Below are 15,013 nucleotides of genomic sequence, written 5' to 3'. Positions count from 1 at the left end.
TTTAGAGTGTACTTATTGCTTTGAAGGAGATAAAAAAGATACAAAAATCATTTCCAAGACTTCTGATATAGATAAAATGTTGTTATTTATCGAAAAGAAATATGAAAAGAATCAATTTAAGTACTTGTCACTCACACTTTTTGGCGGTGAACCAATGGTTAATTATCGGGGGATTAAATACTTACTACCTAAACTTAAAGAATTTTGTGAGAAAAATAAAGTATTATTAGGTATAAATATGGTTAGTAATGGGTTATTACTGAATAAAAGTAATTTGAATTTTATGATTGAAAATGATTTAAAGATGATTCAAATAACTCTAGATGGACCTAAAAATTTACATGACAAAAAAAGAATATATCCCAATGGGAATCCAACATTTGATCGAATCATAGATAAATTGATATTCATTAGAGATAATTTTCCTTCCTTAATGGTTTGTATACGAATTAATGTTGATAAAGAAAACTATGAATACATTCAAGAACTTTTAATATACCTGAAAGAAAAAAAATTAAACATAATGACTGTAGATTTTGGGATTATCAGAGATGAAGCCACATCTTGTGGAAATATCTCAAATATTTGTTATCCGGATGAAGAGTTAGGAGAAATACTATATCGTTTATGGAGTTATGCTGTAAAACAGGGGTTTAATATGAAGGTAATTCCATCTAAGCGTTATACTTACTGTGGTTTAAATAGAGAAAATAGCTATACTTTTTCACCAGATATGAATTTTTATAAATGTTGGGAACATCTAGGGGATGACGAGCATAATTTTGGCTATTTGAGAGATGATGGAATGCTTATTGTAAATAACGAGAATTATTATGATTGGATGAACAAAAATCCGGTTGAGATAGCAGAATGTGCTTCTTGTAAATATCTAGGTTCTTGTGGCGGAGGATGCAGTGTAAATTCCTATAATCAAAGTAGAACATATAAAGCAGCAGGATGTTATCAAGTGAAAGGCGTTATCGAAAAACAATTACTTTTTTCACTTAATAATAAACAACTATAGAAAAGGAGTAAATGAGTATGAATTATGTTGCTAATTGTTATGAAAATGAGACAGACTCACGCGGAATTGTTTGCTTATGTGGATTGAATTTATGTCTTCAAGTTTGTGGTCTTAAGCTTTGCGGCGCACATTTTTGTTCTGCGAATGCATGTGTTATTAATTAAATTTATATAATGGAGGAGTCAAAAATGGATTATATTTCAAATCTATATGTTTCCGATACATCAAATCAAATATCTGATGTGGACCCGAGATTGTGTTTAATCAACCTATGTGCTGTCCACGGAAATTGTTTTATTAATCTTTCATAAAGGGGATCATTTAATGGAGTATGTAAGTAATGTATATCAAGAACAGGATAATATTAAACAAAAAAGTATTTGTTTAATAGATTTCTGTTTAAGAAATTTTTGCTTTATTGATATTTAAAGCAAGGAAATTCGTTCTGTTGTGAGTTGTTTATTTTGATGAAGCAAAGCGCGATTGAATGACGAATACCTATTTCCAGTAAAAACAACTTACCTAAAATTAGAAGCTAAGCTTTCCTTTCAAGGAAGGCTTTTTGTTTTGTTATAGAATTGCGATTGTTTATGAGCTGAACCGTTCATTTTGATGACTGAAACACTAGGATGATGGGTCTTTTTCCTCTGTTCATTCATAATATTGAACGGTACAGCTAGCGATGCTATACTGACCTCAGTTCCAAGAAAACGTTAACATTTTTTGTGGGGGAGAGGTTTTATATGAGGTTTGATCAATTGATCGCAGAAGAACTGATTGTTTTCGATCCATCGATAGATTCAAAAGGATCATTATTTGAGCGAATAGGGGATGTGTTGGAAAAAACAAATAAGGTAAGAAATGTTCAAAAAGTCGTTAAGGCACTATTCAAACGAGAGGAGGAGATCTCCACAGGGATAGAAGATGGATTTGGGATTCCCCATGCAAAAAGCAAGTATGTGACAAAACCAGCGCTGTGTTTTTTTCATACAGCCAAATTAACGGACTATAGCGGGATAGACGGAATGCCAATTGAATATATTTTTGCCATCGCAGTTCCTGAAAAATCAGCAGATATGCATCTAGAGATTCTCAGCACACTCTCCAGACGATTGATGAATGCAGATTTTAGAAAGGGAATAAAAGAAGCCACTACGCCAGCAGATATCATCAGACAGATTAGTCAAGAATGAAAATAGTAGAGTCTTTGTCCGAGTAGCGATAGTAAAGAAAAAGGAGGAAAACAACCATGAAAATCGTTGGTGTAACTGCTTGTCCAACTGGAATTGCTCATACTTATATGTCGGCAGAAAAATTAGAAGTAACAGCAAGAAATCTAAACCATCAAGCAAAATTCGAAACACAAGGTGTAAAAACAGAAAATCAGTTATCTGAACAAGAAATCAAAGAGGCAGATGCAATCATTCTTGCAGTAGATAAAGAAATCGAATTGGACCGATTTGCCGGGAAAAAAGTAAAGCGTGTCTCTACAAGCCGAGCAATCAAAGAACCGCAAGTAGTGATAGACGAAGCATTGAGAAATATTGGCGTATTCGTTGTGTCTAATGAAAAAGAACAAGTTGCAAATGAGAAAAAGCCGACAATCTATAATCATTTCATGAATGGTGTGAATTACATGCTTCCATTTGTGATCGCAGGCGGAATCATCATCGCACTGAGTTTTGCCTTTGGGATTACAGCGGCTGATCCCAACTCAGCAGACTATAATGTGTTAGCAGCTGCATTTTCAAGGATCGGAGGAGATACAGCGTTTGTCATGATGGTTCCTGCGTTAGGCGCGGGGATTGCTACATCGATTGCTGGAAAAGCTGGTTTTGCCCCAGGAATTGTTGCCGGATTACTGGCCTCTACAGGTGGTTCAGGTTTTCTTGGCGGAATGATTGGCGGCGTGATAGCAGGGTATATCTGTGATTTTCTGGCAAATAAAATCAGCGTAAAAAAAGAATTTTCTGCTATTTATCAGCTGATTGTCGTTCCCCTTTTATCGATCTTAATAATTGGGCTGTTAATGGTATTTGTGATTGAACAACCAATCACATGGGTGTTGGATGCTTTGACAAATTGGCTGAATAGCTTGGGAAATACATCCGGGCTATTGTTCGGATTACTTATCGGTATCATGATGGCAGCTGATATGGGTGGGCCGATCAATAAATCGATTTCGACTTTCTCAATCGGTTTGATGTCAGCTGGGGTAAATGCACCGATTGCTGCCTGTATGGCTGCAGGAATGACGCCTCCCCTAGGTATTGCTTTAGCTACTTTATTATTCAAACATAAATTTACTAAAGAAGAACGGACTTCAGGTCAATCATGCTGGATTTTAGGCGCTTCGTATATTACAGAAGGTGCTATACCGTTTGCGGTATCTGACCCGATCCGCGTGATACCTAGTTTGATGACAGGTTCAGCAGTTGCTGCAGGGATTTCTATGGCAGCAGGAGTAACTTCAATGGCACCTCATGGAGGAATTTGGGTGATGCTAATTCCAAATGTCATGAACAATTTACCTATGTATGTCTTGGCAATTGCAGCAGGTACAGTCACTACAGCCTTTATGCTTGGACTATTGAAAAAAATAGTGAAAGAGAAAAAACAAGACAAGTGGACGAAAAATGAAAATCTAACAAATGAGGTGGAAGCGTAATGTTATATACAATGAAAGAGTTATTGAAAGTGGCTAAAGAGAATCAATTTGCAGTACCAGCCTTCAATATTTGCAGCTATGATATGATGAAAGCAATCATCGAAGAAGCAGAGAGATTAGAAGCACCAGTAATCTTAGAAATTCATCCTGATGAAATCGCCTATTTGAGTGATGAATTTGTTGCGGCAGTAAGAGCTTATGCTTATACAAGTAAGCTGCCGATTGTTATCCACTTGGATCATGGCGGTACGATAGAAGATGTCTTACGGGCGATTCGAAACGGCTATTCTTCCGTGATGATTGATGCGTCTTTGAAATCATTCGACGACAATGTACAGATTACGAAAAAAGTGGTTGCGTTAGCTCATGCGGTAAATGTCTCAGTGGAAGCTGAGCTTGGAACGATTGGGAATAATGGTTCTGCTGAAGGGGGTGCTGAAACAATCATTTATACAGATCCTGATCAAGCGAAGATTTTTGTGAAAGAAACAGGAATCGATACACTTGCTGTAGCAATTGGAACAGCGCATGGCTTGTATCCGAAAAACAGAACTCCAAAATTAAATATCGACTTACTGAAAGAATTGAACCAACAAATCGATCTTCCATTTGTTTTGCATGGCGGTTCAGGTAATCCGGACGCAGAAGTCAGCGAAGCTGTAAAATACGGAGTTGCCAAAGTGAATTTGAGCTCTGATCTTAAAAGTGTCTTTTTCAATGCTTTGAGAGAAATATTGAGTGAACATCCATCGATGTACGAGCCGAATGCAATTTATCCAGCAGCTAATAAAAAGGTACAAGAAGTAGTCAAACATAAAATGGAAATTTTGAACACAGTAGGCAAGGCTAGTTTATACTAAAAATAAAAATGTGTAATCAAAAGGGTGTGACAATAGTCTTGTCATACCCTCTTTTGGATACATGATGTTCAGAAGTAGTTTTTTCGAAAAGTTTCTTCTTACTTCTTGAAGCCAATCACTTCTGTCACAACCTCTTTTTTCCTGTTACTATATAAAGTAAATGGGGTGATTTTATGTTGAATGAAGTGGAGAATAGACAGCAGGAGATTGTGAATTATCTAAAAAACAATCAATTTGCAAGAGTCATCGATTTGATCGAGTTAGTAAATTATAGCGAAGCCACGATTAAACGTGACCTTGTTTTTCTGGAAAAAAGTGGATTGATCCGTAGAGTTCGCGGTGGCGCCATGCTTGTTGACAATCGAAAAATTGACGTGCCTTACCTGATGAAGATTACCAAATTAGAAGAAGAAACAGAAAAACGTAAGATTGCAGATACAGCTTCTTCTTTGATTCGAGATGATATGGTCTTGTTCTTGGATTCCAGTACAACCTCTTTACATTTAGTCCGAAACTTAGCAAGATTTGATGGTTTGCAGATTATTACGAATGGCATAGTCACAGCTGCTATGTTGAGTGAATACACAACGGCAAAAGTATCTGTACTGGGTGGGGCAATTGTTCCGAAACGAGCAACAATCAACGGTTCAAAAGCTTATAATGATGCATTGTCATATTATGCGGATTTAGCGGTAATCAGTTGTCGCGGGCTAGATTTCAGCCAAGGAGTAACAGAAACTCATGAAGGAGAGGCAATGGTCAAAAAAGCTTTTAGAAAACAAGCAGACCGGCTTGCCGTTTTAGTTACACAGCAAAAAATCGCACATAAATTCATGCATCAAGCCATTGCTTTTCATGAAATCGATTATCTGGTGACAAGTAACGAACTGGCAAAAGAACAGTATGCGAAAGTAAAGGAACACCATATCGAATGTTTGTATGGATGAATTATTGCGTGAATATTCTAAGGTGTTTTCCCATTTTTCATTTTCTTAGATAGGATCTTATCTTTGCTCGCTTCTCTTAGCCGATGGTATAATAATGAAAAGGTTATCTTGTTAGATAATCTTACTTTTTTATCCAGAAGAAAGGAGTGCAGAAAATGAAACATGTGAAGGCGTTGGTAGTGAAGGCAATCATGATCTGGGCAATTCTGTGGGTCGTGCTGACCGGTTTATACGGTGTTAGCTTTATGGATTCAACGATTGTTGGGGTAATTATCGTAGTGATGGTCTATGTGCTAGGGGATCTGTTGATCTTACGTAAAGTAGGGAACATCGCAGCGACAATCGCAGATGCTGGTTCAGCTGCAGTTATCTTGTGGCTCTATCTATACTTTATGAATGATACAGTCGATATTTGGATGAAAGTCTTGATTCCTGCTCTATTGATCGGTGTGGCAGAATGGTTCTTCCACAAGTGGTTGTTAAGTCAAGGAATCGTACCAGACGAACGAAAAATGGAATAAAACATCAGTTGTTTTTATCAAAAAACCGCTCAGATCATTTTCAGATCTGAACGGTTTTTTTATCTATTCATCAAGATTAAATTTCATTTTTCAATGATTCAATCAATTCGCCCTCTGCTTCATGACTATGTTTTCGGCCATTCGCAAGATAGAGCGCTGTACATATCAATGGAATGACTCCGGCAATCACATACAATCCTCTAAATGAAGTAAGAGATTTTAGCATCCCCATCAAATAAGGACCAACCCCTAAGCCTAGGTCTAAACCAATAAAGTAGGTAGACAAAGCAATACTGATGCGGTGTTCTTTTACGATCTTCAAACAGACAGCTTGTCCATTTGACATGAACGTACCATAACCTAAGCCGACTAATGCTCCAGAAATAAGCAATGTCACACTATTTGTCGTTACACTCAGTAAAAATAATCCTGCTGTTAAGAATAAATAGCTAGGATACATCACGTATTGTTCTCCTTTGACATCGAAAATCCTTCCAGTTAATGGACGTGTAAACGTGATGACCAAAGCATATACGACGAAGAAAAATGACCCAGCAGCAACTAAGTGGATTACTTTTGTATAAGAAGATAAAAATGATAAAACACTTGAATAAGAAAGACCCATCAAAAAGGCGATTCCTGTAATGAAAAGTGCTTTCTTTTCAATAAAACTATTGATATTCCATGAACGAAGAGATGTTTTTTGTTCTTCAGATAATGGAATATTTTTTACAGGAAAGACAAGGCAGGCAATCGTAACAAAGAAGACCAGTACAATTGAAAACCAAATAATGAAACGAAAGTCAGTCATGTTCAGCAAAATCATTCCTAAAAATGGTCCAACAGCGGCAGCTAAACTAGTACTTAATCCGTAATAATTGATGCCTTCCCCTTTTTTAGATGCAGGGATATATGCAGTAACGATAGCATTTGTAGCTGTAGAAACTGTACCGTAACCAAATCCATTCAAGAATCGAACTAAATACAATGCCCCGATAGTTGGTGTATAAAGATAAGCTAATGTTGTCAGAAGATAGAAAATCGCGCCGCCTCTTAAGGTAAACTTCCGACCAAATAGTTCTAACTGTTTCCCCATGAATAAGCGTGCCAGCAATGTTCCGATGATATATATTCCAGAAGCAAAACCTGCTTGGCTCAAGCTGGCGTGTAATGTGTCTTGCGCAATGACTGCCATGATGACCATCAATAGATAATAAATCAGGTAGACAATAAAATTGATCAATGTGATTCCGATAAAATATTTATTAAATAATTTCTTTTCCATGTATGTTATACATTCCCCTTAAGCTGAATATGCTTTTAATTTTTGTATTTGGACTTCTACATCGTGATAATTGGATGGATAGCGATCAACAAGTTGGCGAATAAATAAATCCCGTGTAGACATAAACAGGTTTAAAAATTCTTCGCATTCGTTTGTTGGATTCTCATCCACTGCTTTGATCAATTCGATCGAGTTTTGATACGCATCATTTAAAAAGACTAAAGAAGCTTTCATGTCAAATCTTGTTTGATACGCTGTTTCTAATCGATTAATGATTGTTTTCATCCAGTAATTCATGTTTTTTCCCTCTATTCTTAAAAAATTTTACTTCTGCAGTATAACGAATAAAAAAAAGGAAAAAAATCGCATAAGTGATAGAAAAAGGTACTTAACAAATGTTAATATCATTAGTAAAATACCTTTGGACTTTAAAAAGTTTTAAAGTACTGTATGATCTTTTTAGATGAAAGTTTGGATGGGGGAGCATCATTGGATAGTAGAGTCTTAAAGGAATATTTGGATAAAAATGATTTTCCGATAATACGCAAAGGATATCATAAATATTTGACATTCGAAGGGATGGAAGATTCCCATACGTATATCTTGAAAGAGGGAACGGTAAAAGCAAGTGTTATTTCAAATGATGGGAGAGAATTTAACCTTCGCTATATCAAAGATCTTGAAATCGTCTCTCTTTTAAAAGACGAATATTCACAATTCATCGATTCGCCGTATAATATTCGAGTTGAATCAGAATATGCAGAGTTTTATCGAATCAATCGTGTACGATTTTGGCAAAATATCAACCAAGATCCAAAGCTGCAACACTATGTAAAAGAGTATTACCGCTATCGCTTGCTTTATTCGATGAAAAAAATGCAACAAATGCTGTTAAATGGAAAACTGGGAGCTGTTTGTACGCAACTTTACGAATTATATGATTTATTCGGTGTGCGAACAGAAGAGGGGATGCTGATCGATTTTTCGATCACAAATGAAGAAATCGCCAAATTTTGTGGTATTTCAACTGCTAGCAGTGTGAACAGAATTTTAAAGCAGTTGAAAAAAGATGGTATTATCACAGTGAAAGATCATCATATCGTTATTTTGAATATGGACTTGTTAGAAGACAATATTATCTTTTGATGAACAAAGAGGTTGTAACAGAAGTGGTCAGCTTCAAGAAATAAGAAGGAATTTACGAAAATTGTTACTCAAATTTTTGTCAAATTTCGGCTTATTTTCGAAGAAGCTACTTCTGGAACACCGTGAATAAGAGGTTGTGAAATCAGCGTTTTGAGCTAATACCGAGGGTCAGCTGATAGAACACCGTTTACCAAGAGGTTGTAAAAAAGCTGTTCTGCATCAAGTAATAAGAACAGCCAAGTAAAAACAGCTCCTAATGTTTTTACTTGGCTGGACTTATTACCGCGGATGCAAGCTTTTGAACACCGTTTATTCGCAACAAAAGGGCTGTGACAAAAATCGTGTCACAGCCCTTTTTGCGAACATTCATTTAGCTATTTTTAGAAACTTCTGCCGCCACCGCCAAAAGTCCCGCCACCGCTAGAGTGGGTAGTACTTCCGCCACCGCCGCTTCCAGGAGGTGGGCTTTTGGGGATTCTTCTTGTCGTGACAAAAGAATTTGTCAGACGATCGGTTTTTTCAGTTAATTTGATACTGGATTTTTCTCGGAACGGATATTTGTAGATGCCTGATTTCAATTGATAACGCGAAACAGTCACAAAATAAAAGACAAGACTAAGGATAAGAGCCAAAACAACAGCAATGATGATTTCCACTGTCGTCAAAACTTTATAGCGTGTGATTTTGCCAGTTTCTTCATCTACACGATAATGTCCTCCTGGAACTCCGTCTTCCACATATGTGGCTGATTTAGACAAGTACGCTTTTGCAGCATCGTAGTAGGCATCATTCGTCATCTGATCATAAACATCATCTAAGATCGAATCGATTCTACTGTCAGTCAAATAATCGATCATATTACCAGAAGTCGAAATGTAGATTTCACGCTGTCCCATATCCAATAGCAAAACTGAGCCATTTTGATCATTTCCGACTGCCTTTCTTAAGTAATTATCGGCAAAGTCTCTTGGTTCTTCTGAATTAGAAGTAGTTGTGACGATCAAGACTCGTCCCTTGATTTTTTCATTCAGCTTTTCTGCCTGTTGTTCCAAAGATTGGATTTGATCTGTAGTGAACAACCCAGCCTCGTCATTTACCGTTGCTGTATCCGCATGAGTAGCCACTGGCCAACTAACACTTACTAGCAAAAGAAAGAACAAAAAGAATTTTTTCATCATATCAAGTAACCTCCGATCAGAAAGAGGATCGCTAGTCCAACGAAAATCCCAAGAGCAGTCAGTCCTAATTTTTTCTGGCTAATCGGCAGGACACCGCTGACTTTTCCTGTTTGTCCATTCATTGCATAGTAGTAGACTTTTTTACTTGAGTCATTGCTTCGATAAGTAACGAGCCATACCGGCAACAATACGTAATTATTTACTTCATTTGTGATTGAAGCAGAGGTTCGGACACCTGTCAATGTTGTATACCCATTGGCAGTATCTTTTAACAGCTTCTCTGAATAGTCTTTTAATTCAGATTGGATTTGCGATTTGATTGCCTCGTATTCGATATCTCTTTTTTCTGCTTGGAACCCGGCTAAATACTGGCTTTTAAAATCAATTGCTTTATCTAACGGGAAAGGTTGCACACCTTCGACCATCTTTTGTTGCGTATTTTTTGATAAGGCATTTTTTACTAGTTCTTTAAAAGAAAGCTTGCCTGCTCTTGAAACAGCAAATTGCTTCGTTTCTGTGTATTCGATGTCACCTATTCGCCAAATGCGGATAACGGTGCCGTTTGCCTGCATTGTGCCATCTACTTCAGCATCTGTAGCCCAATAAGGGAAATATACACCCGTCAGCTTATCGATTTGGTCTTTATTGAAAAAAGCTTTTGGAACAAACCATTTTTTCTTGGTCCAAGCGAGAAATCTATTGATTGCTTCTTCTTTCTCGACAGCAAAAGGAAGTACTTTGTTTGGCAAGAATTCTCCGCTTAAACGTCCCGATAGTACGACGGGATTATGGCAGTAGTAACAATAAGTCGCAGCAGTGGTCGCATCGGTCACAATCTCTGCACCACAGTTGGGACAAAGGAAAAGATCCATCGCTACAGTATTACCTGCAGCTTCGTCCGCTGTATCTGAAAAACCGCCTGCCTCGTCAAACGCTTTGCGCTCGGCTTCACTCATGTCGGTAAGCTGTTCTTGGGCTGTAAAAGTAAAATCTTCTGTAGGCGAAGGTTCTTCTTTGTTCTCTTCGCCAGCCATACGCGCTTCTTTTTGCTTCTGCTCATATTGGCTGACTTCTTCTTCGGTATAGATATTCAGGCAGTATTCGCAATGAAATTTTTGGTCTTTAGGATCAAAAGTCAACGGACCGCCGCAATTAGGACATTTATGTGTCAGAACATCCATCAGCTGCACACCTTTCTCAATAAATTAATCAACGGGGATTCCTTTAAACGGTTTGCCGCAGTTTGGACAGAATTTAGGGATGCCGTTGGAAAGATTCACAATCTCGTTGCATTCGCTGCAACGCATCTGTAGCTTAGGTTGAGCGTTTTCTACTGGTTTGGCAGCGCCACAGTTGGAACAGAATTTTCCGGAATTTTCTGTCCCACAGACTGGACACGTCCAAGTATCTGCATTCCCTTGTGCGGCTTGTTGATTTTGTTTTTCAGCTTGTTGCTTGATTTGTTCTTGGTTGTTTTGAGCCGCTTGGGAAAGGTAAGAGCCATTTGCATTCATTCCCATACCTACGCCCATAAAGCCAGTCATTGCTCCTGCTTCATTTTTTCCGGCTGCTTCCATTCCACGGGCAATGGAACCTTGTACGTATCCTTCACGCACGCTAGGATCACCTAGCATTGCCCCTTCATTACGCATATTGATTAGTTTCACAGAATCATCTGTGTAAGAAATGCTGGCCACAGCGACAGAGACGATCTCCATCCCTCGCAACTCGCGCCAAGAATCATCCAGTGCAGTATCCATGTATTTGCTTAACTCCAGACTCTTAGATGGTACATAAGAAATCCGTTGTCCATCCGCAGACATCTGATTGATTGCTGATTGCAATGCTGTTAGGAATTCAGCTAAGTATTGCTCGTTGATATCATTGATTTCTACTTGTGTTTTGTTTTTAGGAATTGCGTTTGTATAAAATAAAATCGGGTCAACGACACGAATAGAATAAGTACCATGTGCCCGTAAGAATAATTCTGCGTTATAGAAATTATCAAAGTAGTTCAATGGCGCACTCGTACCGAATTTGATTCCCTTTATTTCTTGGAGGTTGATATAAAAAACTTGTTGTTTCTGCGGTGTAACGCCACCAAATTTAAATCGGTCAAATGTTTCAGCAATTGCTTCTTTCAGTGTTCCGTTGAACATGGAAGGAGCTGCGTCGTTTTTAATGGTGTAATACCCTTCCTCAGCGGTATAATCAATGATTTTTCCACCATCGACTAAAAGCATCATCATGTTTGGATAGACATGGACGACTGTTCCGTCTGTCAAAACATCTTCTGTTCCTTTACGATTGGAGCCACGTTTGTCATCTTTGCGAACTTTGACACCTTTCGTCATAACCGTTGTATCACTCATATTGTCTGGTTCGATGACTTCTAGCCATTGATCTGCCAGACCGCCGCCGACCATACTTGTTGCTGCTTTGATAAGACCCATAAAAAATTCCTCCTCTGATTCAGCTAATGCCAAACAATTATTGTTTATTTATTATACCATAGGAAGAAGTGAAACTTCTCGGACTAGAGACGGAATTGAAATGGAAACTTGCGTATTGATTAAATACCTGAAAAAGCCGAGAAGGATAGTAGTTTTTTTCCCAAATATCACGTATAATAAGAGATAGTGAATTTTTTAAAAAAGGGGGATCCTTATGGCATATCAAGCACTTTATCGAGTCTGGCGTTCGCAGCGTTTCGAAGACATCGTTGGACAAAAAGCTGTGACACAGACACTAAAAAATGCTATTGTTTCCCACAAAACCTCACATGCCTATTTGTTTACAGGACCCAGAGGAACCGGAAAGACAAGTGCAGCAAAGATTTTCGCAAAAGCAATCAACTGTCCGAACAGTAAAGACGGTGAACCATGCAACGAATGCGAAATGTGTCGATCAATCACTGCTGGTACACAAGAAGATGTGATCGAAATCGATGCTGCCAGCAATAATGGAGTCGAAGAAATCCGATTTATCCGTGATCGGGCAAATTATGCGCCTACAAAGGCAGCGTACAAAGTGTACATTATTGATGAGGTACATATGCTTTCAACAGGAGCTTTCAATGCCTTGTTGAAAACATTGGAAGAGCCAAAAGAAAGTGTCATATTCATCTTAGCAACGACCGAACCTCACAAAATACCAGCTACGATCATTTCACGAACCCAACGATTTGATTTTAAACGGATCAATACGGCAGATATTGTCGAACATCTTGAATTTATCTTAAAAGAATCGACTATCAGCTATGAACCAGCTGCATTGAATGTGATTGCCCGTTCTGCAGAAGGCGGGATGCGGGATGCATTGAGTATTCTCGATCAGGCAATCTCATTTAGTGAAGGAACGATTACTTTAGATGATGCCATGCAAGTAACAGGCAGCTTGACAGACGAAATGATGGACAGCTACTTGAGTGCTTGCGTGAAAAAAGAAGTACCAGAAGCATTGGAAGCGTTGAATCAAATTCTCGCAGCCGGCAAAGAATCACGTCGCTTTCTAGAGGATATGTTACAATACTGCCGTGATCTGCTGATGTATCAGCAAGCGCCCAATCTAGTTGAAGAACAATCAAGTACGATCAGAAGTACATTTACAGAATTGGCACAAACTGTTTCAGCGGAACAGCTATTTTCAATGATAAAGATTTTAAGCGATACACAAAATGAAATCCGATTTACTAATAGTGCCGCTATTTATTTGGAAGTCGCTACAGTCAAACTCGCACAGCTACCGTCTGCTTCTGTTCCTTCAGCAAAAATGGCATCAGCAGATGATCAGATAGTAAAACAGCTGCAACAAGAGATCAAGGAACTGAGAAACGAAATCAAAGAACTTCGCAGTAACACAGGAACTGCGAATACAAAAGTACAGCCAGTACAGCAGACGAATCACAAAAAACAAACAAGTACGTATCGGGTACCGACGGAACGGGTATATAAAGTTCTGCGGGAAGCGACAAGACAGCATCTGAACCAAGTAAAAGAAGTATGGGAAGATTTGCTGATGAGCCTCTCTGTCACTCAGCGGGCAATGCTTAAAGCAAGTGAACCAGTTGCAGCTGGCCCTACAGGATTAGTGATTGCATTTGATTATGAGATTGTTTGTCAAAGAGCAGCAAACGACGAAGAACTGCAGCTTTCGGTACACAATAATTTAAGCCGAATGATCAAAGACTATGCGCCTGATCCGGTTTATATCACAAGAGAAAGTTGGCCGGAACTTCGAAAAAATTATTTGACGCAAGCACAAGAAGAGGGAACAGAAAATTCTTTTGCTTCTGAAGAATCAGAAGGAGAAATCGAATTACTCCCTCAAGAACAGGAAGTACCAGAAGAAACACTTGTAGTAAAAGCAGAGGAACTTTTTGGTTCCGAGGCTGTTACAGTAGTAGATGACTAAGAAAAAAGGAGTAGATAATTATGATGCGTGGAATGGGCAATATGCAAGGCATGATGAAACAAGTACAAAAAATGCAAAAAGAAATGGCGGAAGCACAAGAGCTGCTAAATAAAACAGAATTTACAGGTAAAGCCACTAATGAATTGGTCAAAGCCGTATTTACAGGTGATCGCCGCATGAAGGATATCCAAATCAATGAAGAAGTCGTTGATCCTGATGATATTGAGATGCTTCAAGATCTTGTCGTAATGGCAGTCAATGACGCAATCACACAAATTGATGTGGAAACTGAGAAAAAATTAGGGAAATACGCAAAAGGGTTACCAGGATTTTAGTTTTAAACTGAAGGAGTAATGAATATGCAATATCCAGAACCAATTGCGAAACTGATCGACAGCTATATGAAACTTCCAGGAATCGGCCAGAAAACAGCGACAAGACTCGCGTTTTATACAATCGATATGAAAGATGAAGTAGTGAATGAATTTGCTAAATCTTTGTTAAGTGTAAAACGAGATTTACACTTTTGCAGTATCTGCGGAAACATCACAGAAGAAGATCCTTGCGAAATATGTAGAAACCCTTCACGTGATCGCAGCATTATCCTAGTGGTCGAAGAGCCGAAAGATGTAATGGCAATGGAAAAAATGCGGGAATATCACGGACTTTATCATGTACTCCATGGTGTGTTATCACCGATGGAAGGGACAGGTCCAGAAGATATCAATATTTCTTCGCTGCTGCAGCGGCTGCATGATGCAGATGTAAAAGAAGTGATCATCGCAACAAATGCGACAACAGAAGGAGAAGCAACAGCAATGTATCTCTCACGTCTAATTAAACCAGCCGGTATCAAAGTAACACGTTTAGCACATGGGTTGTCTGTAGGCTCTGATATCGAGTACGCAGATGAAGTCACGTTATTGAAAGCTGTCGAAGGAAGACGCGAGTTATAAATTTCTAATTAAATG

The 15,013-nt window shown here is 38.4% G+C and carries 15 protein-coding genes and 1 pseudogene; 11 read left to right on the top strand and 5 right to left on the bottom strand.

Going from position 1 to position 15,013, the window contains the following annotated elements; all coding sequences use genetic code 11:
- Window positions 1-4: 4 nt before the first annotated feature.
- From IGK53_RS09550 to IGK53_RS09520, 7 genes and pseudogenes are all read left to right on the top strand, one after another.
- A pseudogene (locus IGK53_RS09550) lies at window positions 5-481 on the top strand (radical SAM protein); the annotation flags it as partial.
- Window positions 482-523: 42 nt separating this feature from the next.
- Window positions 524-1,024: an SPASM domain-containing protein gene (locus IGK53_RS09545; RefSeq protein WP_223261099.1), complete on the top strand. Its 501-nt coding sequence runs from the start codon at window positions 524-526 to the stop codon at window positions 1,022-1,024.
- A 743-nt stretch (window positions 1,025-1,767) separates the two neighbouring features.
- A complete protein-coding gene (locus IGK53_RS09540; protein WP_002335521.1) occupies window positions 1,768-2,217 on the top strand; it encodes a PTS sugar transporter subunit IIA in 450 nt (149 codons plus the stop codon).
- Window positions 2,218-2,273: 56 nt separating this feature from the next.
- Window positions 2,274-3,692, top strand: coding sequence for a PTS fructose transporter subunit IIC (locus tag IGK53_RS09535; protein WP_430604691.1), 1,419 nt, complete (start codon window positions 2,274-2,276; stop codon window positions 3,690-3,692).
- Window positions 3,692-4,552, top strand: a complete 861-nt coding sequence (locus IGK53_RS09530) for a ketose-bisphosphate aldolase (RefSeq protein WP_002328999.1) — start codon at window positions 3,692-3,694, stop codon at window positions 4,550-4,552. Before IGK53_RS09535 ends, IGK53_RS09530 begins: the two co-directional genes overlap by 1 nt.
- 173 nt (window positions 4,553-4,725) lie before the next feature.
- A complete protein-coding gene (locus IGK53_RS09525) occupies window positions 4,726-5,499 on the top strand; it encodes a DeoR/GlpR family DNA-binding transcription regulator (RefSeq protein WP_016628870.1) in 774 nt (257 codons plus the stop codon).
- Between the two features lie 155 nt (window positions 5,500-5,654).
- A complete protein-coding gene (locus IGK53_RS09520; protein ID WP_073357512.1) occupies window positions 5,655-6,020 on the top strand; it encodes a DUF2512 family protein in 366 nt (121 codons plus the stop codon).
- A 76-nt stretch (window positions 6,021-6,096) separates the two neighbouring features.
- Here IGK53_RS09520 and IGK53_RS09515 read toward each other — a convergent pair whose 3' ends face one another.
- Both IGK53_RS09515 and IGK53_RS09510 read right to left on the bottom strand, forming a co-directional pair.
- Complete coding sequence (locus IGK53_RS09515) at window positions 6,097-7,305, bottom strand: MFS transporter (RefSeq protein ID WP_002315436.1); 1,209 nt, start codon at window positions 7,303-7,305, stop codon at window positions 6,097-6,099.
- A gap of 18 nt (window positions 7,306-7,323) precedes the next feature.
- Window positions 7,324-7,602 (bottom strand): hypothetical protein, encoded by a 279-nt coding sequence (locus IGK53_RS09510; protein WP_002335524.1) that lies wholly within the window; start codon window positions 7,600-7,602, stop codon window positions 7,324-7,326.
- A gap of 192 nt (window positions 7,603-7,794) precedes the next feature.
- Here IGK53_RS09510 and IGK53_RS09505 point away from each other — a divergent pair, with 192 nt between their 5' ends.
- On the top strand, window positions 7,795-8,451 hold the full coding sequence (locus IGK53_RS09505) for a Crp/Fnr family transcriptional regulator (protein ID WP_002289231.1): 657 nt from the start codon (window positions 7,795-7,797) through the stop codon (window positions 8,449-8,451).
- Between the two features lie 380 nt (window positions 8,452-8,831).
- On the opposite strand, the gene IGK53_RS09500 is transcribed toward IGK53_RS09505, so the two are convergent.
- From IGK53_RS09500 to IGK53_RS09490, 3 genes are read right to left on the bottom strand one after another with little or no spacing between them, the layout of a single operon-like run.
- A complete protein-coding gene (locus tag IGK53_RS09500) occupies window positions 8,832-9,629 on the bottom strand; it encodes a TPM domain-containing protein (protein WP_002335525.1) in 798 nt (265 codons plus the stop codon).
- Window positions 9,626-10,810, bottom strand: coding sequence for a hypothetical protein (locus tag IGK53_RS09495; protein WP_002315433.1), 1,185 nt, complete (start codon window positions 10,808-10,810; stop codon window positions 9,626-9,628). Before IGK53_RS09495 ends, IGK53_RS09500 begins: the two co-directional genes overlap by 4 nt.
- A 24-nt stretch (window positions 10,811-10,834) precedes the next feature.
- Window positions 10,835-12,082, bottom strand: a complete 1,248-nt coding sequence (locus IGK53_RS09490) for an SPFH domain-containing protein (protein ID WP_025481555.1) — start codon at window positions 12,080-12,082, stop codon at window positions 10,835-10,837.
- Window positions 12,083-12,296: 214 nt separating this feature from the next.
- Here IGK53_RS09490 and dnaX point away from each other — a divergent pair, with 214 nt between their 5' ends.
- Genes dnaX through recR form a run of 3 tightly spaced genes read left to right on the top strand, consistent with a single transcriptional unit; the run spans window position 12,297 to window position 14,998 of the window.
- Window positions 12,297-14,042, top strand: coding sequence for a DNA polymerase III subunit gamma/tau (gene dnaX / locus IGK53_RS09485; protein ID WP_002329005.1), 1,746 nt, complete (start codon window positions 12,297-12,299; stop codon window positions 14,040-14,042).
- A gap of 20 nt (window positions 14,043-14,062) precedes the next feature.
- Window positions 14,063-14,377 (top strand): YbaB/EbfC family nucleoid-associated protein, encoded by a 315-nt coding sequence (locus IGK53_RS09480; RefSeq protein WP_002329006.1) that lies wholly within the window; start codon window positions 14,063-14,065, stop codon window positions 14,375-14,377.
- A 24-nt stretch (window positions 14,378-14,401) separates the two neighbouring features.
- On the top strand, window positions 14,402-14,998 hold the full coding sequence (recR, locus tag IGK53_RS09475; RefSeq protein WP_002292338.1) for a recombination mediator RecR: 597 nt from the start codon (window positions 14,402-14,404) through the stop codon (window positions 14,996-14,998).
- The last annotated feature ends 15 nt before the right edge of the window (window positions 14,999-15,013 follow it).

The organism is Enterococcus sp. DIV1224 (genome assembly GCF_050555455.1).
GTDB classification, from domain to species: Bacteria; Bacillota; Bacilli; order Lactobacillales; family Enterococcaceae; genus Enterococcus_B; species Enterococcus_B lactis.
This window is presented reverse-complemented; position numbering and strand designations above follow the sequence as displayed.